Source organism: Streptomyces sp. NPDC088915 (assembly GCF_044749825.1).
Classification (GTDB): domain Bacteria; phylum Actinomycetota; class Actinomycetes; order Streptomycetales; family Streptomycetaceae; genus Streptomyces.
Window position 1 is genome coordinate 21,904 of record NZ_JBIVIR010000028.1, and the last position, 26,753, is coordinate 48,656.

A 26,753-nucleotide genomic window follows, 5' to 3' on the forward strand; every position below is an offset into this window, starting at 1 on the left:
CTGCTAACGTCTGCGACATGAAGCGCGCTGCTATGACGACGACGCCGGAGAGTGTCCCGGCGCGCTGACAGATGATCTGATCCGAAGCCCCGGGGCAAGTGCCCCGGGGCTTCGTCGTAGGCCCGGTCACTTGCTCCGCAACCAGCAAGGAGACCGCGATGACCACCGTGCACGACCACCGCAAGCTCGGCCGTGAACTGGGTCTGTTCGACACCGATCCGCTGATCGGCGCTGGCCTGCCGTACTGGCTGCCCGACGGCGCGGCCGTGAGGCACACCCTGGAGGAGTACATCCGTGCCGCCGAGCGGCGGGCGGGCTACCAGCACGTGTACTCACCGGTTCTCGGCAAGCGGGAGCTGTATGAGATCTCGGGGCACTGGGCGCACTACAGCGACGACATGTTCCCCCCGATGGATCTCGGCGGAGAGCAGGTCGTCCTGCGGCCGAGCCTGTGCCCCCATCACGCGGTGATCTATCGCTCCCGCTCCCACAGCTACCGCGAACTGCCCCTGCGGATGGCCGAACTGGGCGGCATGTACCGCTCCGAACTCTTGGGCGTGCTCGGCGGACTGACCCGTGTGCGGGCCATCCAGCTCAACGACGCGCACATCTTCTGCACCCTGGACCAGGTCGCCGAGGAGGCGCAGGTGGCGCTGGAGATGATCCGCCAGGCGTACGAGGCGCTCGGCATCACCCCCACTCGTTACCGGCTCTCCCTCCCGGGCCCCGGTGGCAAGTACGTGGCCGCACCCGAGAAGTGGCAGCGGTCCACCGCCCTGCTGACCGACGTCCTCGACCGCTCCGGCCTGGTCTACGAGGCGGCCGAGGGAGAGGCCGCGTTCTACGGCCCCAAGATCGACGTCCAGGTCACCGACGGCGCCGGCCGGGAGTCCACCCTGTCCACTGTCCAGGTCGACTTCCACCAGCCCGAGCAGTTCGACCTGCACTACATCGGCGCGGACGGCGCCAAACACCGCCCGGTCATGGTCCACCGCAGCATCATCGGCAGTGTGGAACGAGCCGTCGCCCATCTCATCGAACAGCACGGCGGCGCCTTCCCCGCCTGGCTCGCCCCCACCCAGCTGGTCATTCTCCCGATCTCCGACACCGAACTGCCGAACGCCACTGCCCTCGCCCAACACTGCACCCGACTGGGACTGCGTGCCCAGATCGCGGGACCGGACCGCGGCAGCCTGGGCGCCCGAATCCGAGAAGCCCGCCTGGTCCCCTACCAAGCCGTCATCGGCGCCAAGGAGGCCGCTGACGATCACGTCGCACTGCGCTTGCGTGACGGACGCCGGCTCGACCCGCAGCCGGTCAGTGACGCACTCACCCACATCGGCGCTCTCATCGGGGATCACAGCACCAAACTCTGGGCCGCCCCGGCCTCATAGCAGGCGCCGCGATCACAGTGGGCCGGCCGCCCTTGCTGCCGCGGCGGTGGCGGTCGGCCCGCTCGTTCTTCGTGCGGCCCCACAGCTGCTTCTCCTTGATTCTGGCCGCCTGTCCTTACTGATCGTTTCAGAATGAGTTCGCTGTTGGGGGTTGGCGGCCGGGCTTGGTGGCGGCAGAGTGTTGCGGGTGTCGGATGATCTTGTGCCTGATGGCCTGTGGGAACGCATCTCTCCGCTGCTGCCGCCCCGTCCGCCGCGGCGCCGTCGGTATCCCGGACGCCTGCCGGCGGACGACCGTGCTGCCTTGCGGGGCATCGTGTACGTGCTGCGCAAGAACGTGAGCTGGAGAGACGTGCCCGCCGAGCGGACCGGCTGCAGCGGGGTGACGGCCTGGCGGCGGCTGCGGGACTGGACCGAGGCCGGTGTCTGGCCCCGCCTGCACGAAGTACTCCTGACCGAACTGCGCAAGGCCGGCCTGCTGGACATGGACGACGCCGCGATCGACGGCTCGCACATCAGAGCTCTGAAGGGGGGGCTCACACCGGACCTTCGCCGGTCGACCGCGCACGGCCGGGCAGCAAGCACCACCTGATCGTCGACCGCCATGGCACTCCCCTTGCCGTGACTCTGACCGGCGGAAACAGGCACGACGTCACCCAGCTGACGCCGCTGCTGGACGCGATCCCCCGCATCCGCGGCATGGTCGGCCGGCCTCGTCACCGGCCGGGCCGGCTGTTCGCCGACCGAGGTTACGACTACGACAAGTACCGCCGCATCCTCCGGGCCCGCGGTATCACACCGAAGATCGCCCGACGCGGTGTTCCGCACGGCTCCGGCCTGGGCAAGACCCGCTGGGTCGTGGAACGGACCTTCGCCTGGCTCCACCAGTTCAAACGACTCCGCATTCGCTACGAGATACGCGCCGACCTCCACCTCGGCCTGCTCCAACTCGCCTGCAGCATCATCTGTTTGAGGCGCCTGCGAACCTCATTCTGAAACGATCAGTTAGTCCGGTAAAGGAGCGTGGCCGTGGCCGAGACCGTCGCCCGGCTGGTCTGGGAGGCGTGGGGCGGTGAGTACGGCGTGGACGTCGAGCACCACCACATTGACCACCCCGTCCTGTCCTCCACGACCCCCGCCTGACCCGCCCGCCCCCACCGCGCCCGCCCGCGCCTGCGGGCGGGCGTGCCGCCGTTCCACCACCGCCCGCCCCGGGGCGCGGTCCGCGCGGTCACTCGTCACGGTGGATCCGGGCCGCGCCACCACCAGTGCGTGCTCCCGCTGCGGGAGCGTGGACCCATGCACCCCCGCCGCACCCTCTGCGCCGCCTTGGCCGCGCTCCTCGTGAGCGGGTGCGTGGCCGTCCCCCACACCCCGGCCCCCGCCCCGGCCCGGCCCGCCGCCCTCGCGCACGCCGCCGACCACCCGCCCGTCCCGCTCCCGGCCCCGGCCCCGGCCCCGGTCGACCCGACCCCGGCCGCGCCCCGGGAAGCGCTCGACGCCACCGACCCCCGGCCGCCCGCCGCCCCGCCGGGCACGCCCCCGGCGACGACCGCCCCCGCTCCCGGGCCCGTCCCCGGGCCCGTCGCTGCGGGGGCGCGCCCGGCCGTACGGCCCGCCCCTGCCGGGCCCGCCCGCAGGCCCACACCGACGATCCGCCGCCCGGTGAAGAGCACCCCGAAGAGGAGCACCACCAGGACGGCCCCACGGAAGGCGACCAAGCCCCGTAAGAGCCCGAAGAAGACCGCGGCGCCCCGCCGGGAGCCGACGACCGGGCAGGCGCCGCAGATGCGGCAGCTGTGCCGTCAGGCGCAGAAGATCCACGTACCCATGGGCGCAGCGGAGTTGTGCCGCAGCACGTACGGGCGCTGATCCCGCCGCACGGCCGCGCGCCGTGTCTCGGCTCGTAACAGTGGCGGGGCGCGATATCTCGGCTCCGTGACAGTGACACGACTTTCGACCAGCCGCGCTTCTCCTTCTGACAAGGACCAGCCCGGCGAATTGGATGGATACGACGGAGAAGGCACGTCATGCTGGAAGCGGTCGATGCGAGGGGGAAGCGTGAGCCGCGGGCAGACGGAAACTCTTGACGAGAAGCACCAGCGCTTGCTGGAAGCCTTCGTGTTGAGAGCCCGCAGGGTGGAGGAACACTCGCTGGCCGCCGACTGGGACGCTCTTGTCGAGCTGACCTGCATGAGCATCAACGTCCGTGTCGACCGAGACGAGGTCTGGATCTCGTACGAGCTCCCGCCCGAGGAAGTGGTCGAATCTGCGGCAGCGCGTATCAGGCCGATTCTGCTGGAGCAGGAAGACTGCTTTCACATGAAGGCGCTCTCGGCTCTGGGCTACACCTGTCGAGCAGCCCCACAAGATGCGGCGTGGATACGGGCCGCACGCGCTGAGTGGCGAACACGGGTGAGCCCCTCCACGCGCGACGAATCCGGCTACTGGGTCATGGCCGCTGACACATCCACGGGCGAAGAGCGTGACCTCGATGCGCACGGGCTGGCCATGGCCTGGATCTACGGAGACGTGGTGCATCACGACCCAGAGCGACGTAAGGAAGGCGACACCTTCGGACTGCGCGACCGGTTTCGCGCCGCTGTACCTCTGGTGGCTTGGGCGATGGTCGGCACGATCGAACTCCTGAACTTTGTCCGAGCGCTGAACGAGGCCGGGGCGCTCAACCTTCGACAGGAAGTGTTCGACGAGCAGGTCGCCTTGAAGTCGACCGTGTGGGAAGAGCGCGCTGAGATGTATTACGCACCCGTCGGCGCTCACCCTCCCTCGCTTGCGAGCTCTCCCATGCCCGAGGGCTGGCTCCCTCTGAGTAGGGCATCTGACCTGTCGGTCTTCCGGCACCACATCGCGGGGCAACTTCTGAACACGAAGCGCTCACCATCCAGGACAGATCTCCCCTCGCCCGAAGAGGTCGAAGCCGCCCGCACGCCCGCCGGCGGCTGGAAGCGCGACCAGCTCGCCGCCTGGGGCGTCTCCTGGCCCCCGCCGAAGGGCTGGAAGGACGAGCTGGCCGAACGCTGGAAGGCCGCCCGCCCGGCCGGACCGCCGGCGCCCCCGCCCACTCCGCCCCCAGCCGACTTCGCCCAGGACACGCTCGATTTCGGCTGACCCGACGACGGCGGGACCGGACAGGATCACCCTGCCCGGCCCCGCTGCTCGTTCCGGCTGCTCACCGGCTAAGGCGGATGCGGGGTCCCCACGCGAACTCGAGGTCGTCCAGGAAGACGGTCTACAGCTTCTCCTCCCACCGGCCGCGCAGGCGGAACGGCACGGCCTCCATCCGCTCCAGGACGACCAGGGTCTCGGGCTGTCCGATTGTGCGTGGGTGTGGCGGTGGCACAGCCTGGTCGCCAGCAGGGCACGGGCAGCTGCCTGTGTGCATGCTGCGCAGTGATAGTGATCATGGCTGCCACGAGGTGACCCGGCTGCTGCTGTCAGGCGCTCATCGTGAGGATGGGTGGCTGTCATGAGTGTGCCTGTTCACAGTCGGCTCCGCGGCCGGTGGCGGACAACGAACGGCTGTGGCTCGTGGACGGCACCCTGGTCCCGGTCCGTGACCGCAAGGTCGGCGCTTCCTCCCGCAACTACCGGTTCTCGGCGAACGTACAGGTCGTCATCGACGCCGACACCCGTCTGGTTGTTGCGACGACCCGGCCTGCGCCGGGTAACAAGGCCGACGCCCCCGTGTGGCGGGAGTCGGGCCTGCCGGCCCTGGCGACGGTTATCTGCGCATGGTCCAACGGCTCCACCAGGCTGGCCACGCCGAGGGACGGCCTGCGGGGGAGTTTGTGCCCGCCCGCCTCATGTGGGGACCACACACGCTCACCGACCGTGCCGCAGTGTTGGACGAGGTCGTCAAGGGAGTCGGCGCCGGACTCCTCTCGGTGGAGACCGGCGTGAAGTTCTCATCGACGCCGGCTACTGGCCGATTCCACCGGCGACAATGCGGCCGTGCGTCAATACCTCCACCTTCCTCGAGCAGAGTAGGGGATCGCAGCCGCTCCGCTGCTTGCAGGCCCGATCGAGTGACTGCGAGCAGGGGAGCGGAAGCGACTGGGATGGCCTCGATCACGAAGGTGGCGCATGGGGGACGACGTGAGAGCTCCGGGAGCCCATGAGCTGACCGAAGTCCGCCCTCACCGCAGCATCCAGATCCGCGAACCACCAGGTGCTCCCGTTCTTGCCGACCACGTTTACTCCGGTGCTGGCCTCTGGGTGACCACATCGATCAGACGGCTTCCCGTCGGGACCTCGCTATGACCCGACAGACGAGCGATCGAGTCCTGTCAGTGGCGCGACACGCACGGCCGTGCTCCCTTACAGGTCTCGACGGCGTGGTGAATGCAGGGAAGCCGGGGCGGGCGGGGCACCAGGTTCTTCGCGCAGTTCCAACGCGTGCTCCAACATCTGGCGCAGGTCCCTGACAGCGTGTTCCAGGCGGGCGGCTGCGGCTCTCGCCTTCGTGCTCGATGCCTGTGCCTGGAGCCGTGCGGTCAGGTCGCGTGCCTGCGTCTCGGCATCGGAGAGCAGAGTGGACAGCTGTGCCAGCAGCCCGGTCGTGTCTCCGGTGCGCAGAAGCTCTGCCTGCTTGCGCAGTTGCATGTTTTTTTGGTGCAGGTCGATGAAGACGGCCACCTTGGCGCGTAGCACCCAGGGATCGTACGGTCGCGATACTTGGTCCACGGCGCCGGCCGCATACCCACGGAACGTGCCATGGGGAGCCATTTCGTCCGGCGCGCTGAGGAAGATGATCGGGATCTCACGCGTCCGTGAATTGCGCTTGATGTGAGCGGCGGTTTCGTAGCCGTCCATTCCCGGCATCTGGGTGGCAAGGAGAACGAGGGCAAATCCGTCGTTTTTTAGCACCTCGAGAGCTTCATCCCCCGACGAGGCGCGGACAAGTGTCTGGTTGAGTGCGGACAGGACGGTCTCAAGGGCTAGCAGGCCCTCCGGCTGACTGCCGACCAGAAGGATCTTGGACTTCGTGTTCGTCTGCTGAGCCGCAGGTGTCTGTGACCGGGCCCGTTCCTGGGTTCTTGAAAGAGTCGGGGTGGGCCGGTTGGCAGGTGGGGCGTCGATGCGCGTGGTGACACCGAGGCGTTGCAGCAGCTGCTTCTCCAGCTGGGCGAAGGAGTGATCGGGTGTGCCGACGGCGGCGGCGCCCCCCGGGTGCGCCACCCAGGCGGTGAAGCTTGGTGAGCGCCGGACACACGCTGCCAGGCGGTCGGTGATCAGCCGTGCGGTGCGCAGCAACTCGCGGGCGGGGAGCGTGCCGAGAAGGATTCGCCGCGCGTCGTCGGAGAAGTCGAAGAACTCAGGCTGCGGCCCTTGGCCGGTGGTGTCCGCGGCGACGTTGCGCATGAGGCCGCCGAGAAAGACCTCCACGAGATGCCCGGTGTCCGTCGGAGGCCCCAGGGCCTCCTGCACCATGCGCATGACGGGCGGAGTGACGGGCGCCACGGCCGCGAGGTGAGCGGCGAGCCGATACGCCTCCGGGCTCGCCGCGCCGCGGAAGCGCAGGACGGCTTCGGCGTCCGGACCCTGCCGGGTCTCGGCGTGCCGGGGCTGGGTGGCGGGCCGCCCGATGTCCCACAACGGCAGCACCGCGCTCGCGCTCGGTGAGGCGATCAGCCGGGCCCAGTCGCCTACGGCGGCCGGTGTGGGTTCGAGCACCGGGACGGGGACAGAGCTGAAGCCGATCAGATCCGTCGGCAGCTTGGGGTCGGTGACATGCCAGGCAGTGGTGGGGCCGCCCCTGCGGGCACTGGTGACGTGCCATGGCCGAGTCGTGATGCCCGAGTTCACCCAGAGCCGGGCTGGCAACGCCTGCAGAATGGCGGTGGGTTGCCGTCGGGCCCACAGAGCCGCCGCCTCGCACATTCGGCCGTCCCACCAGGCGTCGCCAACGCCGTCGCTGACCACAAGAACAAGGGTGCCACCGGTGGGGTCACAGAGCGCGGTCGGCGGAAGGAAGGGACCTTGCCGCCGGTAAGGACGGCTGGTCAGGAAAGGGGCTTGGGGACCGCGAGTGTCCAGTCCGAGCACACGGACATCGCGGAAGGCTCCGGCCCGTTCCATCAGCGTGCGGATCTCGGAGGCCAGACGCTTCCATAGGACCATGGACACGCCGTCGTCGATCAGCAGGGCGAGGGAGAGCCAGCGGCTACGGGCGGGACTCGTCACGGTCTCGGGCAGACCCGTTTCGGCCATGGCCTCCACTGTCCGTGCCACGTCGAGTTCCTGACGGTGCCGATCGGGGAGCCGCTGCCGCAGCGGTCGCAAGGCCTTGCCGAGCGTGAGATGACGGCTGGGCAGGACGTTAGGGCCCGGGGTGCGCACGGCGTGCGCCCGGTGTGGAGGCAGCTCCAGCCTGTCGCTCCCCTTCCCCCGTGGGGCCGCATGCAGGGGAAACAGGCGGTGCGGTGCGACGTCTGGCGACGGGTGCGCGCCCGGTTGCACGGGAGCGTTCACGTCGGGCGCCCGGGGCTCACCCTGCTCGGCGGCCTGCCGCAAGAGGGTGGCCGGGGTCAGACGTCGTGCCAACGGAACGACGTCGCCCGGCAGGTTCCTGGCCAGCCACAGGACGTCAAGGAGTTCCTCGTCGGCGAGGTCGACGCCACTCCCGGCCAGGATCTCCCTCAGACGTCCGAGCATGCCTTCACACCGCCCCGTTGAGTTGGTGCAGAACGGCATCGAGCAGCCGGCCGGCGTCCAGGTCGATGCCGCCCTTGCGCAGGAAAACCGCGTTGAGGAGCTGATCGGTCGCGAGCTCTCCGGGCGCTCGGCGGCCCAGGAACTCCTCCAACAGGTCATCGATATCGTGCAGCGCCTCGTGGCCGAGGTGCGCGGCGACGATGTCCCGCAGCCGCTCCTCGTCGGGCTCGGGCAGGTCAAGACGGACGCACCGCCGGAGGAAGGCGGGCGGGAACTCGCGTTCACCGTTGCTGGTGATGACCACGACCGGGAACTCATGGCCGCAGACGTGGCCGCGGGTCACCGGGGCTGACACGTCCGGGTCGTCGGTCCGGACATGGACCGTGGAATGTTCCTCGGGGAGGCGGCTGAGTTCCGGAATCTCGAACTCGCCCTCCTCGAATACAGTGAGCAGATCGTTGGGCAGATCGACATCGCCCTTGTCCAGCTCGTCGATGAGCAAGACCCTGGGCCGGCCTCGAGCCAGCAGCGCGACGCCCAGGGGACCGAGCCGAATGTACTGGCCGATGCCGGGCTCGGAGCTGTCCGTGTTCCGACGGAGGTTCGCTTCCCGCAGCCGACCGATCGCGTCGTAGTGGTAGAGGGCATCCTGCAGGGTCGAGCGGCTGTTGACCGCCCAGTGCAGGACGCGGCCGAGGGCGAGTTCGTGGGCGATTGCGTGGGCCAGAGAGGACTTTCCGGTACCGGGGTGCCCCGTGACCAGCAGAGGCCGGCGCAGGTGGAGAGCGGCGTTGACGATGTCTGCGTCGTCGGGGTCGATCAGGTACGGGCGGGGGCGTGCGGTCCGTGAGCCCTCGGGCCCCTCCGGATGCAGCCGGCGCCATGGCGGGGCGGGCGGGAAGGCTACTGGGCGGGGCGTCCCATGGCCCCGAAAGAGCCGCCAGTCCCCGTCGCCGGACGGGGCGTGGTGGCCGGTGGCAGCGGATTCTGCGGCGCTCATGACGCGTGGACTCCTTCTGAAGGGTCTTGCAGGGACAGCGATTCGGGCCGCGGCCGCCGATCGGGTTCCTCCCATACGAGCGCGGGCCGCGCCGGGAACGTCTCCGGCTCGTCGAACGCTGTCCCGCGGAAGACGCGGACCCGCTCGGGCAGATCGGCGAGCGGGCCGGTGGGGTCCAGGTGCCGCAGTCCAGCTGCATCTGCGGGGCAGTCGGCCCGCCGGTCCCAGAGAACGACCGGGACGCCGAGTGCCAGGCAGAGTTCGAGCAGTGCGTCCCGCTGTTCCAGAGAACCGTGGAGCACGACCCGGGTGACGTCACGGTGAGTGGTCTGCAGCAGCCGCCGAAGCCGTGGCGGAGTGACACGCTCGTCGTCGACTACCAAGGGGGCCGCGTGGCCGCTTTCCCAGCGCCGCCGGTGCTCACGCTCTCTACTGCGCACCAGGTCGCTCATCTCTGGACAGCTCAGGGTGATGCAGAACTCGGCGCCGATCGGCTGATCGGGCACGAACATGTTGGGTGCCCCAGGGTTCCACTCGTCGATGGGGAGATGGAGGCTGTCACGGGTCACCAGAACCGTCGCGTGGGGCGCGTCCGTCGGACCTAGCTCGTCCGAGACGACCTCGACGGCGTCGCGCACGCGCCGAGCCACTTCCTCGGGTGTCCTCGCAACGCTTTCCGCCTCGTGGAAGGGAGCGTGAGTACCGTCGGCGCGGGCGAGCAAGACGCGGCAGTAGTAGCTCTCGCGCGGTTCGGTCCGCGCGCGAGAAACCTCGACGACGACGCTGGAGAATGGGGACTGCTGCCGGGCGGCCCAGTGGCCCGCGTCGGTACGGCGCTCGGCAAGCGCCGCCGGATGGATGCTGGTCCGGGCCGCCACCCGATCAGACCAGCTGCGCAGCTCCGAGCCCGCTTCCCTCCCCAGGGCGGCGGCCACGTATTCGACCAGGCGGAGCAGGGCCGGTACGGGCGGTGTGTAGTCCGGTACGCGCTCGCTGTCGGAGACGGACTCCAGGTGCTCGATGACGTGTTCGAGGTCGTCGGCGCAGAGATGCGTACGGTTCAGCGGGTCGGGCAGCCAGGCGTAGCGCAGGGCCTCGCGGGCGGCGCGGGGGACCAGCGTGGGCTGGTCCTTGCAGATGCCGCGGAGCAGTTCCAGTAAGTGCTCGCACTCTTCCAGGGACAGGAGCAGGCACAGTCCGCCAGCACGGGCGCGGGTCAGGACGTCCGTCAGGCGGGTGCGCTCGTCTTCTCCGGTGAGGGCCGTGGTTAGGGTGCCGCTCAGGGAGGGCAGAGCACGTGGATGAGCCGCCACGAGTGCCGCGAGGTCGGGCATGGTCGGTTCATGGCTGTCGGGGACGGTGTACCCGAGCAGCCGTACAAGGGCACGGGTATGTGCCGCGTAGTTGATCCGGCCGCCTAGAACCGACCACAGAAGCCGCTCGGTCTCCTGCTCGGCCGGGCTGCGTTCCGCCGCGGGCCGCGCTTTCGGGGGGGCGGCGCCGATTTCGGTCAGGCGGGGAGGACCGTCGGCGTACCGCCGCAGCAGTGCCTCGAAGCGGTCGTCCCGGACGAAGTGATGCGCCGGTAGAGCCCGCAGGCGCCGGTTACCGTAGGACCGGTCGTCGCGGATTACCACGCCCACCAGATGGTCCTCACAGAACACCGCGGTTCCCGAGGCGCCTCCCCATGCCTTGCGGCCGTCGTCGCGGAGGTCAGGTGCAGGCTCCTGATCGAGGACGTAGAGGCCGCGAGCTCCGGAGGACAACGGAGGAAGGACTCCTCTGAGGTGTTCGACGTCACGGCCGCCCTCCGCAGACGCCAGCGGAAAACCCAGCCCCTCGTAGCGCAGCGGGGCGGTGTCCACAGGGTGACCCCATCGAACCGACCCCGGCACGTCGATCTCGTCGTGTATGAGCAGCAAAGCAACATCCAGGCCCTGTGGATGGGTCCAGACCAGCTCTGCTCCGGTGCGTACCGTCTCACTGCGGCCCGGGTGCCCCACTCTGACCTGAATCTGCCCCCAGTAGTCGCCGCTCTCGCCGTTCCGGAGGATGTGCCCGGAAGTGAGCACCAGGCGGGGTGCGACAAGATAGCCGGAACCGACGCGATGACGCAGCCGTGTGGTCCCGCTGCGGATCAGCACCAGTCTGTGCGGATCCATCACTCCTCGTCCCAAGACCCGGATTCGGCATCGCTGATCTCAAGGCTGGAGCCGCCGCGAGCCCGGTCCCGGACCGAGAGTTTCAGTGTCAGTCTGTGAGTGCGGACGGTGGAGTGCTCACCGCCCACGCCGACGGCCGCCACACCGAAGCTGAGCTTGCCGTCCCCATTGCCGCTGCTGCGCAGCTCCAGCTGCAACTCCAGTTCGGCCTCCTCGATACCGAACGCGAATTGCTGGTCTGCCCCCAGGTCCTGCGCCCGATAGAGCTCCTGCCGCAGCTCCTCGATTGCTGCAACAAGACCGATTCCCGTCATCCGAACCCCCAACGCCCATGATGCCTGTGGAACAGTCTGCCAAGGTTCTGGGTCCGGGCGCCCGGGCTTCGTAGGAAAGCCGTCGCCGGGGGAAGTTGCCGCTGGAATGATCACTGGCGTGGGGCGCTGACCTGTGGACGGTTCACGCATGACGCGCAATTCGCTCCCCAACCGGCTCGCCCCGGTCGGGCACCGCCGTGACGGGCAGCCCATTACCCGATCCTGGGCGCCTCGCCCGAGCACGACTCGACAGGCCCGACGACGGGCCGGGAACCGGTGGCGTCACGCAGAACGACCTCTCCCGGCTGCTCGCCCGTGAGCCTCATCGTCACCTACGTCGAGGAGGCGGGGGGCTGGCTGGCCGACAAGCATCCCCGCTTCGCCCCGCGCCGTGATGATCGCGGTGTGGGGCGAGGGGATCTTTCTGACGAGCAGTGGGCTGTGCTGGAGCCGATGCTGCCGGTCGCGATGCGGGGCAGGCCGCCGTTGGGTCGGCGGAAGCTGATCGACGGGATCCGATGGCAGGTGAGGACCGGTGCTCCTTGGAGGGATCTGCCGTTGGAGTACGGGCCGTGCCAGACGGTCTACGGACTCTTCCGCCGCTGGCAGCGTGACGGCACCTGGCCCGAGCTGCTGACCCGACTGCAAGCCCGCGCGGATGCGGCTGGTCTGATCACGTGGGAGGTCAACGTCGACTCCACGATCTGCCGGGCCCATCAGCACGCCGCGGGCGCCCGCCGCGACGGCCAAGCCCAATAGGAACCGTCCGGCGGCACCCGCACCGAGCCAGACGACCACGGTCTGGGCCGGTCGCGGGGCGGCTTCACCACCAAGATTCATCTGGCCTGCGAGCAGGACCAGCGGCCGCTGTCCTTGCTGGTCACCGCAGGTCAGCGCGGTGACAGTCCTCAGTTTACCGCCGTCCTGGAAGGCATCCGGGTTCCCCGCAACGGACCCGGGCGTCCGCGTGTCCGCCCGCTGCGGGTGCGAGGCGACAAGGCGTACTCCTCACGCGCCAACCGGGCCTACCTGCGAAAGCGGGGAATCCGGTGCACGATCCCGGAGCCCGCCGACCAGGGTCGCCAACCGCAAACGGCGAGGGAAGGCCGGCGGGCGGCCTCCCGCCTTCGACCGCGAGGACTACAAGGCCCGACAAGCGGTCGAGTGCGGGATCAACCGGCTCAAGCGCAACCGAGCGGTTGCCACCAGGTTCGACAAACTCGCGGTCCGCTTCGAGTCCACCGTCCTGATCGCCGCGATCGGCGAATGGCTGTGACGGACCCGGGCCGTCGGTTCCGCATGCCATGCTGACGACGACCAAGGCGAAGAGGGTGAGGGAGAGACCGTGATGGGGGCTCAGTACTTCGGCGCCGACAGCGAGAACGGCGACCGCATCGACGACCCCTCCGAGGACGCGCTGTTCATGATGATCAGCGACCTCAACGACTCCGACAACACCTTCGTGGTTGTCCAGCCCGACGAGGACGACCCCGTCTGGTTCGCCTCCGTGGCCGTCCTGGACGAAGGCGGCTACGAGATCGTCCGGCGCGACACCGTCCGCAACGAGCACGAAGTCACCACGGCGACCAGCATCAACGACATCGCTCGCGACCTCACCATCTGGATGGCCGGCCGAGGCTTCCCCGGACGGGCAGCCAGGCAGGTAAGCGAGTTCTAAAACACGACCTAGACCTGCCCCGGTCCCGGCCGCCCGAGGCGTCAACAGGGTGACCGGCCCGAGGAAGGGTCAGGTGGTGACGCGGGGCATACGTAGTGCGGACGGGGTCGGGCGCCCGATCGGCAGGATGCCGACCAGGATGAGTCGGGGTACCTCGGTGGCGCTGCGCGAGTGGTGGATGATCCAGACGCTGTCCTCGATGCTCCGATAGCCGCTGGTGTGGCCGCTGTCGTCCCCGACCAGGAGCAGGCCGAAGGGAGGGCCGGTGGCGGTGTAGTTGGCGGCCTGTGCGAGGTAGCTCTTCTCGATGCGTTCGCGGGTCCATCTGGTGTCGCGGCGTTTGACCTCGGCGACGAAGCGGCTGCCGGGTTCGGGGGTGTAGGTGACGTCGGTGCGTCCGCTGGCGACGTCGATGAGTTCGCGCTGCACGGTGCCGGGGGTAAGTGTGCCGGCGAGGTGCTGGTGGAGGTCGTCCTGGACGTGCTTCTCGGCCCAGTGGTCGGGACTGCCGTCAGGCTTCTTGGCGGTGCAGGGGCCGAGGTAGGCGGTGCGGGCGCCGTAGTAGTCGGCCTGGGCGTCGAAGCGGTCGTAGAGGAACCGGAGGAACTGCTCCAGCAGGGTGGTGAAGTAGGAGCTGTCGCGGGGCTTCCATGCAGGGCTGGTGGCCAGCTCCTCGAGCAGGGATGCAAGGTGGGCGTCGAAGCGGGCGTTGCCGGTGGGGGTGTAGCCCTTGGACTGCTGCTGCAAGAGCTGCTCGATCCGATCTAGGAGCTGCGGGTCGAGGTCGTCACGCAGTCCTGGGGCGTCAGCCTGGAAGAGCCTGGCGAGCGTGGGGCGGCCCTCCAGGGCTTTTCCCGGCATCACCTGCCCGGTCGCCGGCGCTGCCCGCCGCTGGGCCTGGACGACCTCGTACAGCGTCCGTGCGTCGGGGGAGCCGGTGAACTGCGGGTCGGTGGTGAGGGCCTGTTCGAGGTGGTGCAGCAGGCCGTCGCTGCGTACGAACGCGGCCTCCACCGGTGGGCTCACCAGTGCCGTCAGGCCGCCGTATCCGTCGGCCCGGGTGGTGTGGATGCTGCGGCTGGCGACGTAGACGTCCAGCAGGTCGCCGAGGGTGCCAGCCGGGTTGTACCAGCTGGGTTGGTCCAGGTGTGTGCGGGCGGTCTGGAGCGAGGTGACGAGCCGGGACCAGGCGCTCTGCGCAAGTCCGCGGGCGCTGAGCCAGTCCAGCCGGTGCATACCGCGTGTCCACTCGGTCAGCAGAGTGGTCGTGGCATCCAGTTGGGCGGCGGCCTGGGCCAGGCGCTGCTCGGCGGGTGCGGCTGTCGTGGGCTGCTGGTCGAGTTCACCGAAGACGAGGACCGCGTCGACGGCGGCGGCGTGGGCGCGGGCGTCGAGTCGGGCCTCGTGGGTGCGGTCGAGGTCCTTGAACCGCATCAGGGCCCGGCGCAGATGGTCTTCGACGGCCGAGCGGTCGGATGCCTCCAGCGCGCTGCGCATGTCCGCGACGGCTAGTTCGAAGGTGGCGTCGGCCCGGGTGCCCGCTGGCAGATCGGTCTGGTTCTCCAGTGCGCTCAGGACATCGAGCAGGGCGTCGTCGCCGAAGTGGTCGTGGGCGACGCCGACCAGGATCGGCAGGCGCTCCAGGGCCTCGGCTGGCTCGTCCCCGGTGATCTCGGCGAGCAACGCCATGAGGCGGTGCGGGGTGGCCGTCTGCGCGACGGCCAGGCGCAGCAGCCCGGCGACGGCCGGCTGGGCGAGAGCGGCGTCGGCGTCGCCGGCGAGCGCGGCCTCCACGTGTGCGGCAAGGTCCCGGATCGTGCGGGTGCCGAGGCGGGTGGCGAGCGCCGGGTGGGCGCACACCACGTCGATCGCGTCGGCCAGGACCCAGGCGGCCTGGGGGTTCCGCAGCCCCTGGGCCGCAGCGTCAAGCAACTGCCGGGCCTGGTCACCTTCCACGGCGTCGAGGTCGCGGCCGAGTGCCGTGAGCAGGTAGGGCAGGAGTGGACCGGCAGCGAGCTGGTCGGCCTCCGCGATCACCGCCTCGGCACCGCCGAGGTCCTCGATCGAGGGCCCGGCGTCCAACTCGTCGTCGGTCGCGTGGCTGGCCCAGGCCTGGAGCATCTGGTCCACGCTTGGGGCCACGGTCCTCTCCTTGTCGCCGGCCGGTTCGCGAACGAGCAGCTTAGAACAGGTGTTCACCGTCGCTGGTGATGAGGTGGTCCTTCGGCAGGGCGTCGACGAGCTCGGGCTGTGCCGTGGTGAGAACGACCTGCAGCTCGGGAAGTTCTGCGGCGATGGCCTGCAGCTCGGCGATCAGGGTGCGGGCGGGCACCTCGGTGACTTCTTCGGCGGCGACCGAGTCGATCAGAAGGAGGCCGGTGTGCGTGGCCACGCCACGGTCAGCACTCACCCGCAGCAGCGCGATAACGGTCGCGATTCGCATGCGGAGCCGGTCGCCGCGGCTGAGCCTCTTGAACGCGGTCTTCACCCCGGCCTTGACGGCGTTGACCTTGCCGGCGCGGTCGAGTTTGACGCTGTCGAGGTTCTGGACGCCGAACCGTGTGGCGAGCTCGACGATCGCTTCGTTCATCGCCGGGAACAGCTGCTTCGCCGCAGCGTCGACGGCCGCTCGGACAGCTTCCTCGGTGGCGGCCAGGACCTGGGCGGACACCGGTACCGGCGGAGCCGGAGGCGTCGATCCGGTCGCCTCGAGCCGTCCTCGGAGCTCGGCCGCCCGGATCTCCAGCTCACGCAGCCGATCGTGGGCCTGCGAGCTGGCAAGTCCCTGCTCCAGGCCGGCTGCCGCCTCGCGATGGTCGGTCAGAGCACTCTGCACCGCCTCAGCCACCCTCAGCCGCCGGTCGGTTACCTCCCGCTCGGCATCCTGGGCTCGCTCCAGGGTCTGCTCCAGCTCCGCCAGCAGCGCTTCAGCGGTCTCCGGGTCGACCTCGGGCAGCGGCCGCGTGCACACCGCACAGCTCGCCTGCTCACGCTCCTCGCTGCGCCGCCCACTGCCCAGCGGCTCCTCACACCGCGGACAGCACACCGGGTCCAGCCGCCCCAGGACCCGCCGGGCCTGCCACGTCTCCCGGGCATCCAGTAGCCCCTGCTCCGCGCGCATCCGGGCGGCGGACACCTCCGTGAGCGTCTGCTCGGCCTCCTCCAACAGCGCCCGCACGCCACGCAGCTCCGTCGCAGCCTGGTCGGCAGCCCGCAGGAGCGGAGAGATGTCTTGGGCAGCCGCCCGACGCCACGCCTCGATCTGCCCAGTCATGTCGACGAGTTCGGTCTGCCACGCCTCACGCTCGGTCCGGCGGGCTTCCGCGTCCCCTTCCGCCCGGCGCTGCCCCTGGGTGATCGTCTTCTTCTCCCGCTTCCCGGCGACGGACAGCTGGGTGAGGGCCGTGCTGTACGGGATGTCGACGAACAGCTCCATGAGCCGTCCAGGCAGGCCACCGGCGACATCGCCGAGCAGGATCTCGTCCCCACCGGGATTGAGGTAGCAGGCCCCGAAGTACGACGCCCACCCGTGGACCTGCGGGGCCCCCTCGCCGTCGGCGCCGCCGGTCACCTGCCACAGGTTGGTGTGCTCCATACGCAGCGCGTCCAGGAAGAACTCACCGATACACCGGCTCACCTCCTCGTTGCCGGACGCTGTCGCCAGCAGACGAAGCGCTTCGTCGTCCGCGGCAAGCAGCTGGTCAACGGACTCCCCAGCGAGGATCCGGACCCGCAACTGTGGGTGCGGCTGGTCATCGACGTCCAGGACAATGCGGATCGCCCGGCCAGCCACAGCGATGTCCACGCTCAGATGCCGCAGCCACGATCGGACATCGGGCGGCAGATCGCGCGGCCCGCCGCGCAACGGGAAGACGAGGAACTCCAGCAGGCTGGTCTTCCCGGCGCTGTTGTCCGGGTGGACGATCGCCCACACCCCTGGAGTGAAGGGCTGCTTCACGGTGAAGTCGTCGCCCGAGTGCTTCGTGCCGCTGGCGCGCAGCCGGATGATGCGCAGCCGCCGGTCGGCGGCAGTCGGACTCTTCAGGGTGATGTTCGCCTCGGCCAGAGTCCGCTCAACCTGCACCGGCGTCAGCCCCAGCTTCTCCGCGACCCCCTTCAGGATGTCGCCAGCGCTCGGGGCGACGGTCAGGTCCTTCGCGTCGGAGCGGGCCGGGCCGGGCGCGGTCATGAAGCCTCCTGGTCAGTGTCGCCCGTCGCTCCCGGGCCTGGTGCCGCTTGAAGTTCACGCAGCCGCTCGCGGGCCTGCTCGGTGATGGGGCCGATGTGCTGGCCCCAGGGGGTATCGGCGTAGTCCCGCAGCAGGTACTGCCGGTCCTTTAGCTGCGTGCCGCCGAGACCGTCGACCAGGTCCACGACCAGGCGGGTGCGCTCGACGTACCAGGCCAGCGCGGGCGCCTCGGCGACCATCGACTGCGCCACCTGCCGGCCCCGCTCCAGCAGGAAGTAGATGTGTTCCACCACGCGCTCACGCCCGACGACTTGCGTCTTGCGCAGCAGACCCCGTTCCACCAGCGGCGCCAGAGCGTCATCGAGCTCCTCGAAGGCGCCGTACTTGTAACGCAGCATCGGGAAGCGCCGCAGATCCGGTTCCTCCGACTCCAGAATCTCCGCGGCAAGCTCCAGCAGCCGAGGAACGTCTGGAGCGGCCACGTACTCGTTCATCAGCTCGTAGGCCAGGTAGTCCGGATTGCGGACCCAGAAGTCGAGCTTCTGCAGCCGTACCTGGGTGTGGACCACCCCGACGGTCGCCGGCGGCACCGACTCGCCTTCGGCCGCCGGCTTTGCGGCGGCGTCGATCAGCAACAGCAGCCGCACCGAATCCTGCCAGCGAGTGGCCCGACGTACTCCTGCGGATCCGACCATCACGCTCCCCTGGATCGGCGCACACCCTAGGTCCTGAACAACATCCTGACAGTGTGTTGAGGTGCGTGGGGAGAAGTCGGCGCGAATCGGCGCACCAAAGTCGCGCCGGTCGCCAGAGCCTGACCAGCGGGCTAACTGGTCCAGGTCTTGATCGAGCAGACCGCAGTGACGACGACGCCCACCATCAGGACCACCGCATCCCGATCGCGGACAGCAGCTGTCCAGGGGCGGTTTTTCTGATCAGTGGGTGGTGGCTGGCCTGGGTTGATCAGTTTGTTGTTGGAGGCGGTCGGGCTCTGGGGCGGGTTGTCACGGTGTGGTGATGGGGGGCCGGGGTGTCGGTTCTCTGTATTGGGCTGCTGTTTTGCCAGGTGGCGCGGCTGCTGGTCAGGTGTGGTCATGTTCCACGCGTGGTGATCAGGTTCGGTGCGTGTTGTTATGCGGTCATCCAGTACAGGGCGGTGTCGATGTCGCGTGGGGTCCAGGTGCGGATCGGGGTTGGGGCGGTGGCGAAGAGTTGGTCGATGATTTCCATGTAGCGGCTGTAGCGGCCGGGTGCGTGGCTGAGGGTGATGCCGAGAGTGCGCAGTCCGCTGTGGGCCCGGCGGTCGTAGATGGCCATGCGGTCGGGGGCGGCTGCGGTGAGGACGGCGGAGGCGAGGGCGTCACCGGTGCGGAAGCCTGGCAGGTGGGCGAGGGCGGCACGGCCGGCTTGTGCTCCGGCGCGGAGGCTGAGGGCGGTGTCCCGGACAGCGGTCGTGCCTGCGGCGGTCGCGCGGCGTACGTCCGTGTCCGCGAGCGCCATGAGTCCGGCCGCCCAGGGTGTGTCGGCTCTGAGGCGTTTCCACATCAGCAGTGCCCCGATGTCGGCTTTGTCGATGCTTCCACTGACGCGTGCCCGTTGTGTCACTTCGTGCAGGGTCTCGTCGTAGTACGGGCTGACGGTGTCGGTGTAGGCCTGGCGGGCGGCGGCGAGGCGTTGCCATTGTTCGGGTGCGAGGGCGAGCGGTTGGTCCGTCACGGCTTGCTGCTCCGTCTTGTCCGGAGGGTTGAGGCAGGGGGGTGGTCAGCCGCTGGCTGGAGGGTTGCCGCGGTGCTCCCGGAGTGCTTGGAGAATGCGCGCCGGGTGGTCGTCCTGAGGGGTGTCGGGGTTTGCTGCGGAGGCGTCGAGGAGCGGGCCGAGGCGGCTGTACAGCGCCTCGAGGCCGATGAGCGCGTCAAGACGTTGCAGGGTGTCGTGGTCGATGAGGGGAAACGGTGCCCGGTCGGGCGGTAGGAGTACGGAGAGGAGGGCAAGTGGATCCCACCCCTGGTCGAAGCGTTGGTTGATCCAGGTCCGGCAAACCTCGGAGTCGGTGTGGCGCCATGCCCAGATGAGCGTGATCTGCAGGTCGGTGAGTTCGTCGGTGGGTCGACATGCGCAGACGGTGAGATGCTGTGCGATCTCGCGACTGATCAGTGAACTGGCATCACCGATCCAGTCGGGCGTAGTCGCCGCCTGTGTGTGGTCTGGGTTGTCGGCGCCGTTGCCGCTGGTGATGCGTTGAAGGGTACGAGCGGCCAGGACGGCTCCGTCGGCGGTCTTGGCCATGGCTTTGAGGACGGCAGGCCGTTCGGGCTCGGCAAGGTCGGCCAGGAGGTCTTTTACGAGGATGCTCATGGCGAAATCGGCGGTGAGTAGGCCGAAGGGTCCTTGAGGTGCGGCGGTGAGGTGGCCATGCTGCTGGGCCGCGGCTTCGAGGAGCGCGACCGCCGGTAGGGGAGTGCCGGCGGTGCGCTTGTACTGGATGCGGCGGGTGATGCGCTGGGTGTCGTCGCGCAGACGCAGGAGGAGTTCGTCTGCTTCGGTTCCTGGGGTCCCGTCGGCCAGCTGCTGCAGGGCGGTGTCGAAGGTGTCCTCGGGAAGGTCGTCGTCGGGGATGCCGAAGACCATGTACCGGTCGAAGTAGTCGATGCTGCCGATGCCGCGCCGCAGCGCGATGGCCTGGGTGTTGGCACCGTAGCCGAGAGCCTGCCGGAGCGGTGCGAACAGCATGCCCATCAGGCCGATCACACTGTCCAGGTGCTGTTCTGCGACGCCGGCGTCCTGCAGCCTGGTACGCCAGCGCTCGAGATGCTGTTCGGGCCGCTCGTCACGGCGTGAGGGCAGGTCGATGCTGGTGCCGGTGAGCTCGGCTCGGTGCTGCCACAGCAACTGGTAGGCGCGGGGCTCGCTGGTGCGTAGGAAGGTGACGAGCAGGAAGTCGACGATGTCGACGTTGCCGGCGAGCTGGCCGAGGGTGGCGTCCACCTGGCCGAAGAACCGCTTGATGGCCCGCGGGGTACGCAGCCTGCCCTGTAGGTAGCGGTAGTAGGCCTCGGAGAGCCTTTCCTGCTCGCTGGCTGTCAGGGTCAGGTTGTGCGAGGTGAGGACTGCCGCGAGGGAACGATCGACCAAAATGCCGGCGTCGCGCTCGCGGAAGGCGGGAAGGTCCAGCCGGACCTGGATGATCTTCTCCAGGAAGTCGCGTGCGCGGGACTCACTGTTGCCGACGAGCTCACTGCGTTGCAGAACGTCCAGCAGGGTCCGTTCATCGAAGCTGATCAGGTAGTACACATTGGGCAGATGGCCTACGAGGCGTACCAGCTTGAAGACGACGAGGAGCTCCTCGGGGGTGAGGCGGTCCAGGTCGTCCATGACTACCAGGACCGGGCGGCCCGCTTTGCGCAGAGCGTCCTCGGCCTTGCGTTTGGCGGCGGACGCGCTCGTGTCGCCACTGATGCGGTTGCCAACCTCCTGGATCAGCCCCTCGGAGTCCAGGCCGAAGAGGGCAGTGACCTTCCCCAGAGGACTGATGGCCTTGCCGAATCCGCCGATCTTCTCCCGCGCCTCGGACCACCGCTCGTTCTTCGGGAGAGCTTCGCGGATCTCGCTGAACAGTGCCAGCGTCAGCGACTCCAGATCGGAGTACAGCCACGGGTTGAGTTCCGCGACCAGCCACCCGTCATCGTTGGCCGCGTCATCTCGCAGGCGACGTGTCACCTTGCCCAGGACGCTGGACTTGCCTGAGCCCCAGGGGCCGATCAGCGCAAGGACTCCGGTTTCGGTCTGGGCTCGTACCTGGCCCAGCAGGCCTATGACATGGTGCGCGTATTGCCCGTGTCCAAGCAGGTCAGATCCTTCCTCATGGTCGAGGAAGGGTTCGTCGTTGAAGAAGTGTGCGTCGGCCATCTGCCCATTGTCGGGACAGGAAGGAAGCCGAGTGCGTGAGTTCGCACTATTCAGGCCCGGGCGATACCGACAGAGGAGCACTGCGAGGGATACGCCCCTGTGCTCATGCCGCTCCTTCGTCGTCGTCCCGAGCCCGCCAGCGACCCGCTCCGAATCGCGCATGGGCACGGCCACCGACGCTCGCGAGGGCGTCTTCGCGGCTGAGGAGTGACTTCCCGGTTCCAGGAACGTGTTCAGGGTGTCCGCGACGGCCTGGTGATGGCCGCTGCGGACTGAGCTGTCGGTTTCTGGGTCAGCGCAGGGAGAGCCAGGTGCTGATGTAGATCACGATGCTTCCGCCGATGGTCGTTGCCGCGCCCCTGATGAGGTAGAGGCCGGCCTCGTTGCGGATCCTGCGTGCCCTGTTTTTCCATCGGGTGATCCAGGGCTGTGGTTCTGGCGCGGGGGGTTTCCCGCTTGCGTTGATGACCGTACGCTCGGTCCTGGACATGAGGTTCTCCTTTGCTGGGGGACGGTCCTCTGCTGACGGCTCCCTGCCCACCAGGGGGCCGTCGCCGTTTCCGGCGACAACCATGCCGTTGTCCGCCTGTTGAGACACCCTGTGTCCTATGGGGCGGATGACGTCAACGAAAGCACCTCGAATAGGCCTCTGACCAGCGGAAACACCTCTTTGGTGAAGAAAGTTCTTCTGTGTTTTCGTGGGACAGCACGAGCAGAAGATGTGCCTCGCAGAGGTCTGCTTGGTTCTTGCTAGGCAAGGCTGGCTTTTAACTGCTCTGGCTGGGTGTCGTGCTGTGTCTAAGCTAGGTTTGAAGAGTTCAAGCAGGCTGTAGTGAGAGGGAGTTGGGCATGCCTCAGGTACTGCGAATGCCAAGCGTGGACGACCTCCCGCGCGGGCCCAAGAGAGCCTTCGTGAGCGAGCTCCACACCTACTTTCGCGCAGCAGGACGCCCCGCACCGGCCAGCATCGCCTCGGCCGTTGCTCACATGCACAACACCTCCGTGACTGTCAGCCGTGAGACTGTCCGCAGGCTCCTCAAAGGCGAGACCACCAGTACCTGGCCCAGGGTGAAAGCCGTGCACGAGGTTCTCTGCCAGATGGCAGACCAAGATCCAACGTGGAGAAGGTTCTCCGACTCCTCCGACTACGACGAGGACAACGACACCCGCACGCTTCGCGAATACATCCGGGATCTGTGGAACGACGCTGTCGACGGTGTCGCCCCTGATGACGAACAGCGCCCGGGGCAGTGGATACCGGTTCCACAGCCGTCCTCACCGCCCGCTCCAACGGGGGGCTGGGGCGCCAATTCGCACTCAGGAGGGTGGGGCACGCCGCAGCAGCCGCAGGACGATCCTTGGGCTACCGGAACACCACAAAAGAAGACCGATAGCCAGAAGACATACAGCGACGAACCCCCCTTCTGAGTACAGGCAGCGCCACCTGGCCCGACCCTCCTGCAACCAGGGCCCGTGGTAGTCGCTCTACGTCCACCTCATCCCGATCCGGGAGAGCTGCTCGATCCGCTCCGGCGTCAACGTCGCGGCCCGGGTGCGCTGGTTGCCGACCCACGCGCCGAGCTTGAGCGACACCTCCCGCCGCTCCTGGCCCTCACCCTTGCTGTCGTCGTCGAGGACGAGGGTCTCGACGTGCTTCCTGGGCACGGTCAGGTGTCCCTCGCGCTGGTAGTACTGGCGGGCGGCGGCATAGTGCATCGCCCACTTCTCCGCCTGGCTCACCCGGGCCTTCGGCTTCTCTTCCTCGGTGGCGGGGGTGATGCCGAGGGCGTGTTCGCACATCCACTGCTGCACGCTTGTGAGCTTGTCGAACCCGAGCCGCTGCGCCCGCACCCACCGCCCCAGATCCTCACCCTGCCGCACGACCTCCCCGGCCGCCACCGGCACCACCCCGCCCTCGTCCAGGTGCTGACGGACGAGGTGGAAGGCCCGCTGCCACTCCACCGGCCAGCTCGGGCACCAGGAGGGGTCGATCTCCTCCATCTGCTCGCGCCTCGCCTCCGACAGCGCCCCGGCCCACGACACCACGGGCAGCCCTTCGGCCTGGCGCTGCTCCAGCTCGACCGCGCGCCGGGCGGCGGCCCGCGCGTTCTTCAGCCAGATCCCCACCGCCGCCCCCTGGTAGACGGCGTCGAGCGGGGCCAGGAGGTGCCCGTTCTCGGCGGCCCACCCGCGCGCCGCCGTCAGGCCCTCTTCCCAGGCGACGTCGTGGTGGGACCAGACCATGCCGAGCTTCTCCAGCTCCTCCACGCGTTCGGCGTCCATGTCCCCGCGGGCGTAGAAGCGCCGGGCGTCGGCGATCCACTGCCCCAGCGGAAAGCCCGCGAGCGCCGCCGGCCACCCCTCGCCCTGCACCTCCCGGCCCTCCTCCCTGGCCGGGACCCGGAAGGTGAACGGGACGCGCAGGTCCCCGTGGAGCCGGTGGTAGAGGGAGGCGGCCTCGATGCCGCGCCGCCAGTGCTCGTGCTCGGGGTCGAGCACCCGCAGCCGAATGAACGCGGCGAGCGCGGCCGGGTCGCGGGGCGTGGAGAACTTCAGCAACGCCCTGGCCGAGGCGCTGACGCCCGTGGAGCCCTTCCCGCTCCCACGCATGCCCGACCCGCTCTCGTCCTTGCTGACGGGCGTGTAGCGGCTCGGCCGCTGCTGCTCCGCCAACGCCTCCACCACCCGCGCGTCGTGCGCCCGGAGGGCTTCCAGGAGCTTGGCGAGCCCGCCGAACGCCCGGGAGGTGAGCATGTTGTCCTCCGTCTCCCCGGGCCCCAGGAGCACCGGCACGACCAAGGAGGCGATCTTCCCCTCGCCGGGCTGCATCCGCAGGGCACGGCCGACGGCTTGGACGAGGTCGGGCATGGAGCCGCGTACGTCGGCCCAGTACACGGAGTCGCAGTTCTTGGTGTCGACGCCCTCGCCCAGGACCTTCACCGAGCACAGGAAGCACTTCTCCACGACGGTGCCGTTCGTGGCGATCCCGGCCGCGAACTCCCCGAGGAGCCGGCGGCGGTGGAGCGGCTTGTGGTCGCCGCACAGCCAGTCCGCCCAGATCGTCTTGGGGTACAGCTCGGGGTCGGAGGCGTGTAGCTGCGCTGCGACGTCGGGGAGGCCGGCCGCGAACGCTTCGGCCTCCTTCACCACGTGGTGGAAAACGAGCGTGCGCCTAAAGCCCTCCTCTGCGGACGCCTTCACCAGGGCGGTCTGGAGCGCGGCGAGCCGGGCCCCGCGGACCTCCGCCGAGCGGCTCTCCGCGCCCAGGAGCTGTGCGGCCTGGAGCGCGGTGTCGATGACGTCCACGCACACGACCTGGTAGGGGGCACAGACTCCTCGGTCGATGGCCTCCGAGAGTGTCAGGGTGAAGCAGCGGCTGCCGAAGGGGCCCTCGGGGTCGTCTTCCATGCTCGCCACCAGCTCGCCCGGGGCGCCGGCCTCGTCCTCGTCCCCGAGCTGCCACAGCCGGGGCGTGGCCGTCATGTACAGGCGGCGCAGAGACGGGATCTTCTGGTTGTCGTGGACGACGGCCCAGGGCTTCCCGATCCGGCCCGAAACCCTGTGAGCTTCGTCGACCACGATCAGGCTCCACCCCGGAAGGCCGGCGGCGTGCGCGCGCTCCAGGATGCCCATCCCGAGCGAGGCGTACGTGGCGAACACGGTCACTTTCTCCAACGTCCTTACCCAGTCGACGAGTTCGTCCACGCTGGTGGTGTTGGGGAAGCTCGCCTCCTCGCCCCGCAGCGACGAGACTCCGATCATCGGGCCCCGGCGCCCGGCCGCGCGCCAGGCGGCCTCGGTCTGCGCGAGCAGGTCCAGCGACGGCACCAACACGAGCACCCGGCTCGCATGGAGCTCCTCCGCGCTGCGGGCGGCCGCGAGGGTCTTGCCCGACCCAGTCGCCATGATCACCTGCGCGCGGAGCCCGCGATCGGGCACGGTCGAGCGTGTAGACAATTCAAGAGCGCGCAGTACCGCATCCACGGCCTCGCGCTGATGAGGACGAAGCTCCCTCGCCGTCATACAGACGCCTCTCCTTCAAACCCGCCAGGGACCACAGCAAGCAAGCTTCAACAGAAAAGACCCACTTCAGCGGCACGAGTCCAGCTACTGTGAAAAAGCCTCAGACTCGGCGAAGCCCCGGACCGACAAGAGAGCCTCATCACCGAACCCCTCCACACCACAGCCACTCTGCGATTCCAGTACCTATCTTAGCTTTAAAATGAAGCACTCATCCCTAGCAAGAGAGCAACCGCATGAAAGCAGAAATCGACGGCACACAGATCCACTCCCAAACAGACCTCCACAGAGCACTCGCCCACATATTCGACTTCGGCCCCTACTACGGAGCCAACCTCAGCGCACTGTGGGACCGGCTGACCACAGACGTAGAACGCCCCGTCGAGATCATCTGGCACAACACCGAAGCCAGCCAAAACCACATGGGCGAGGAACAGTTCACACAGATCCGGGCCCTCCTCCAGGCGGTCGCCGAACAGGACGAGACGCACGAACAGTCCAACCAGCTCACCGTCCGCTTCCTGTAGCGGGCCAAGAACCACACCCCAGCCCTTTACCGCCGCCCAGCCTCGCCCAGACAGGCAACCTCATGGTCCGACGGCCGACTCGAGCATCACTCCTGGCCGCGGTGGGTTGTCAGTGGTCTCGTGCATGCTCATCGAGGAAGAGATCGGCATCGGCCACCCCTTCCACCGGTCCGGCCTGCGCCGGGTGTCCGGAAGGTCGTGAGCAGGCGTACTCATGCGCGTGTGCCTGTTCACGACCAGGGTGGTGTTGTCGTGACAGGTGTCCAAAAGGGAGGGAGTACGCGATGCGTACGAAGAATGTATCAATGATGGCGTTGCTGACTGCCGGCATGCTGGCCGTGATGGGTGCCTCACCGGCGGCAGCGGCTGGTGATTTGCTTCCGCATCCGGGCCCGGACGGCTTGGTCTGGGTTCAGGAACAGACCGGGAACGGGGGAGTGGTCTCCGCCGGAGCGTGGGATCGCCTGCCGACCGTGTTGACGGTGGCGTGCGAGGGAGACGGCAGCGTGCACGCGACGATGGAGTCACAAGGCAATCAGTCGCCGACCTCACCGTGGACTGTCCTGCCGGCACCACAGGCATAGGCACGGTGACCATGGACCCCGGCGTGGTCACCGGATCCTTCAGTATCGGTATCGATGCCTCCGATGACACCATCCGCTGGGCCCTGACGGTCACCCAGCCCGAATAGACCCACCCCCGCCGCCTTCCAGCCAGCCCGGCCCGCGAAGCGGGCCCCAGTGGGCCTGGAGGCGCAGCCGAAAGGCCCACACGGTGGGAGAGCGCAGCGAACCCACCCCCCTCGGGGGCTTCGAGAGCGCAGCGAACGAAGCCTCACTTCCCGTGCGCAGCACGGGAAGTGAGTGGCTCGCGCAGCGAGCCACCAGC

21 protein-coding genes and 2 pseudogenes are annotated in these 26,753 nt (G+C 68.7%); 10 read left to right on the forward strand and 13 right to left on the reverse strand.

Features of this window, described 5'->3' with window-relative positions; translation table 11 throughout:
* Window positions 1–167 precede the first annotated feature (167 nt).
* The 5 genes and pseudogenes from thrS to ACIP5O_RS34820 form a co-directional block, all read left to right on the forward strand.
* The gene (gene thrS / locus ACIP5O_RS34800; protein ID WP_401301269.1) at window positions 168–1,394 is read left to right on the forward strand and encodes a threonine--tRNA ligase; all 1,227 of its coding nucleotides are present in this window, start codon (window positions 168–170) and stop codon (window positions 1,392–1,394) included.
* Window positions 1,395–1,581: 187 nt separating this feature from the next.
* Window positions 1,582–2,390 (forward strand): IS5 family transposase gene (locus tag ACIP5O_RS34805; RefSeq protein WP_401301221.1). Its coding sequence is split into 2 segments (ribosomal slippage): window positions 1,582–1,921 and window positions 1,921–2,390, totalling 810 coding nucleotides; the frame shifts between segments, so codons are not numbered across the junction.
* 303 nt (window positions 2,391–2,693) lie between these two features.
* A complete protein-coding gene (locus ACIP5O_RS34810; RefSeq protein WP_401301223.1) occupies window positions 2,694–3,266 on the forward strand; it encodes a hypothetical protein in 573 nt (190 codons plus the stop codon).
* A 189-nt stretch (window positions 3,267–3,455) separates the two neighbouring features.
* Window positions 3,456–4,523: a hypothetical protein gene (locus tag ACIP5O_RS34815; RefSeq protein WP_401301226.1), complete on the forward strand. Its 1,068-nt coding sequence runs from the start codon at window positions 3,456–3,458 to the stop codon at window positions 4,521–4,523.
* Between the two features lie 387 nt (window positions 4,524–4,910).
* A pseudogene (locus tag ACIP5O_RS34820) lies at window positions 4,911–5,180 on the forward strand (IS5/IS1182 family transposase); the annotation flags it as partial.
* A gap of 552 nt (window positions 5,181–5,732) precedes the next feature.
* Here ACIP5O_RS34820 and ACIP5O_RS34825 read toward each other — a convergent pair.
* The 5 genes and pseudogenes from ACIP5O_RS34825 to ACIP5O_RS34845 all read right to left on the reverse strand — a co-directional run bounded on the left by ACIP5O_RS34825 (window position 5,733) and on the right by ACIP5O_RS34845 (window position 11,545).
* A complete protein-coding gene (locus ACIP5O_RS34825; protein WP_401301272.1) occupies window positions 5,733–6,389 on the reverse strand; it encodes a response regulator in 657 nt (218 codons plus the stop codon).
* 249 nt (window positions 6,390–6,638) lie between these two features.
* A pseudogene (locus tag ACIP5O_RS34830) lies at window positions 6,639–8,108 on the reverse strand (SAV_2336 N-terminal domain-related protein); the annotation flags it as partial.
* Window positions 8,074–9,069, reverse strand: coding sequence for an AAA family ATPase (locus tag ACIP5O_RS34835; RefSeq protein ID WP_401301228.1), 996 nt, complete (start codon window positions 9,067–9,069; stop codon window positions 8,074–8,076). The gene ACIP5O_RS34835 and the pseudogene ACIP5O_RS34830, both read right to left, overlap by 35 nt.
* Window positions 9,066–11,231 carry a hypothetical protein gene (locus ACIP5O_RS34840; protein WP_401301231.1) on the reverse strand — a complete coding sequence of 722 codons (2,166 nt, stop codon included), beginning with the start codon at window positions 11,229–11,231 and terminating at the stop codon, window positions 9,066–9,068. Before ACIP5O_RS34840 ends, ACIP5O_RS34835 begins: the two co-directional genes overlap by 4 nt.
* Entirely contained in the window at window positions 11,231–11,545 is a 315-nt protein-coding gene (locus ACIP5O_RS34845) for a trypco2 family protein (protein ID WP_361847238.1), read from the reverse strand. The genes ACIP5O_RS34840 and ACIP5O_RS34845 overlap by 1 nt, the downstream gene beginning before the upstream one ends.
* 315 nt (window positions 11,546–11,860) lie before the next feature.
* Here ACIP5O_RS34845 and ACIP5O_RS34850 point away from each other — a divergent pair, with 315 nt between their 5' ends.
* The 3 genes from ACIP5O_RS34850 to ACIP5O_RS34860 all read left to right on the forward strand — a co-directional run bounded on the left by ACIP5O_RS34850 (window position 11,861) and on the right by ACIP5O_RS34860 (window position 13,223).
* Window positions 11,861–12,304, forward strand: a complete 444-nt coding sequence (locus ACIP5O_RS34850; RefSeq protein WP_401301235.1) for an IS5 family transposase — start codon at window positions 11,861–11,863, stop codon at window positions 12,302–12,304.
* A gap of 81 nt (window positions 12,305–12,385) precedes the next feature.
* Complete coding sequence (locus tag ACIP5O_RS34855) at window positions 12,386–12,856, forward strand: transposase (protein ID WP_401301275.1); 471 nt, start codon at window positions 12,386–12,388, stop codon at window positions 12,854–12,856.
* Window positions 12,857–12,893: 37 nt separating this feature from the next.
* Entirely contained in the window at window positions 12,894–13,223 is a 330-nt protein-coding gene (locus ACIP5O_RS34860; protein ID WP_401301238.1) for a hypothetical protein, read from the forward strand.
* A gap of 69 nt (window positions 13,224–13,292) precedes the next feature.
* Here the strand turns inward: ACIP5O_RS34860 and ACIP5O_RS34865 are convergent, their stop codons facing one another.
* The 7 genes from ACIP5O_RS34865 to ACIP5O_RS34895 form a co-directional block, all read right to left on the reverse strand.
* Window positions 13,293–15,365 (reverse strand): hypothetical protein, encoded by a 2,073-nt coding sequence (locus ACIP5O_RS34865; protein ID WP_401301241.1) that lies wholly within the window; start codon window positions 15,363–15,365, stop codon window positions 13,293–13,295.
* A 40-nt stretch (window positions 15,366–15,405) separates the two neighbouring features.
* A complete protein-coding gene (locus ACIP5O_RS34870) occupies window positions 15,406–17,412 on the reverse strand; it encodes a hypothetical protein (RefSeq protein ID WP_401301244.1) in 2,007 nt (668 codons plus the stop codon).
* Entirely contained in the window at window positions 17,409–18,059 is a 651-nt protein-coding gene (locus ACIP5O_RS34875) for a hypothetical protein (RefSeq protein WP_401301247.1), read from the reverse strand. The genes ACIP5O_RS34870 and ACIP5O_RS34875 overlap by 4 nt, the downstream gene beginning before the upstream one ends.
* A 179-nt stretch (window positions 18,060–18,238) precedes the next feature.
* Window positions 18,239–18,508: a hypothetical protein gene (locus ACIP5O_RS34880; protein WP_401301250.1), complete on the reverse strand. Its 270-nt coding sequence runs from the start codon at window positions 18,506–18,508 to the stop codon at window positions 18,239–18,241.
* A 35-nt stretch (window positions 18,509–18,543) separates the two neighbouring features.
* Window positions 18,544–19,128, reverse strand: coding sequence for a hypothetical protein (locus tag ACIP5O_RS34885; RefSeq protein WP_401301253.1), 585 nt, complete (start codon window positions 19,126–19,128; stop codon window positions 18,544–18,546).
* A gap of 45 nt (window positions 19,129–19,173) precedes the next feature.
* On the reverse strand, window positions 19,174–21,318 hold the full coding sequence (locus ACIP5O_RS34890; protein ID WP_401301256.1) for a P-loop NTPase fold protein: 2,145 nt from the start codon (window positions 21,316–21,318) through the stop codon (window positions 19,174–19,176).
* Between the two features lie 292 nt (window positions 21,319–21,610).
* A complete protein-coding gene (locus ACIP5O_RS34895) occupies window positions 21,611–21,808 on the reverse strand; it encodes a hypothetical protein (protein WP_401301258.1) in 198 nt (65 codons plus the stop codon).
* Window positions 21,809–22,230: 422 nt separating this feature from the next.
* On the opposite strand from ACIP5O_RS34895, the gene ACIP5O_RS34900 reads away from it, so the two are divergent.
* The gene (locus ACIP5O_RS34900; protein ID WP_401301261.1) at window positions 22,231–22,746 is read left to right on the forward strand and encodes a hypothetical protein; all 516 of its coding nucleotides are present in this window, start codon (window positions 22,231–22,233) and stop codon (window positions 22,744–22,746) included.
* 57 nt (window positions 22,747–22,803) lie between these two features.
* Here the strand turns inward: ACIP5O_RS34900 and ACIP5O_RS34905 are convergent, their stop codons facing one another.
* Window positions 22,804–25,341: a Helicase associated domain protein gene (locus ACIP5O_RS34905; RefSeq protein ID WP_401301263.1), complete on the reverse strand. Its 2,538-nt coding sequence runs from the start codon at window positions 25,339–25,341 to the stop codon at window positions 22,804–22,806.
* 233 nt (window positions 25,342–25,574) lie between these two features.
* On the opposite strand from ACIP5O_RS34905, the gene ACIP5O_RS34910 reads away from it, so the two are divergent.
* Complete coding sequence (locus tag ACIP5O_RS34910) at window positions 25,575–25,865, forward strand: barstar family protein (RefSeq protein ID WP_401301266.1); 291 nt, start codon at window positions 25,575–25,577, stop codon at window positions 25,863–25,865.
* The last annotated feature ends 888 nt before the right edge of the window (window positions 25,866–26,753 follow it).

Bases quoted from the DNA above. Each gene is read 5' to 3' on its own strand.
- ACIP5O_RS34810 (WP_401301223.1), top strand. From the start codon at position 2,694: ATGCACCCCCGCCGCACCCTCTGCGCCGCCTTGGCCGCGCTCCTCGTG.
- ACIP5O_RS34835 (WP_401301228.1), bottom strand. From the start codon at position 9,069: ATGAGCGCCGCAGAATCCGCTGCCACCGGCCACCACGCCCCGTCCGGC.
- ACIP5O_RS34840 (WP_401301231.1), bottom strand. From the start codon at position 11,231: ATGGATCCGCACAGACTGGTGCTGATCCGCAGCGGGACCACACGGCTG.
- ACIP5O_RS34845 (WP_361847238.1), bottom strand. From the start codon at position 11,545: ATGACGGGAATCGGTCTTGTTGCAGCAATCGAGGAGCTGCGGCAGGAG.
- ACIP5O_RS34860 (WP_401301238.1), top strand. From the start codon at position 12,894: ATGGGGGCTCAGTACTTCGGCGCCGACAGCGAGAACGGCGACCGCATC.
- ACIP5O_RS34870 (WP_401301244.1), bottom strand. From the start codon at position 17,412: ATGACCGCGCCCGGCCCGGCCCGCTCCGACGCGAAGGACCTGACCGTC.
- ACIP5O_RS34880 (WP_401301250.1), bottom strand. From the start codon at position 18,508: ATGACCACACCTGACCAGCAGCCGCGCCACCTGGCAAAACAGCAGCCC.
- ACIP5O_RS34890 (WP_401301256.1), bottom strand. From the start codon at position 21,318: ATGGCCGACGCACACTTCTTCAACGACGAACCCTTCCTCGACCATGAG.
- ACIP5O_RS34895 (WP_401301258.1), bottom strand. From the start codon at position 21,808: ATGTCCAGGACCGAGCGTACGGTCATCAACGCAAGCGGGAAACCCCCC.
- ACIP5O_RS34905 (WP_401301263.1), bottom strand. From the start codon at position 25,341: ATGACGGCGAGGGAGCTTCGTCCTCATCAGCGCGAGGCCGTGGATGCG.
- ACIP5O_RS34910 (WP_401301266.1), top strand. From the start codon at position 25,575: ATGAAAGCAGAAATCGACGGCACACAGATCCACTCCCAAACAGACCTC.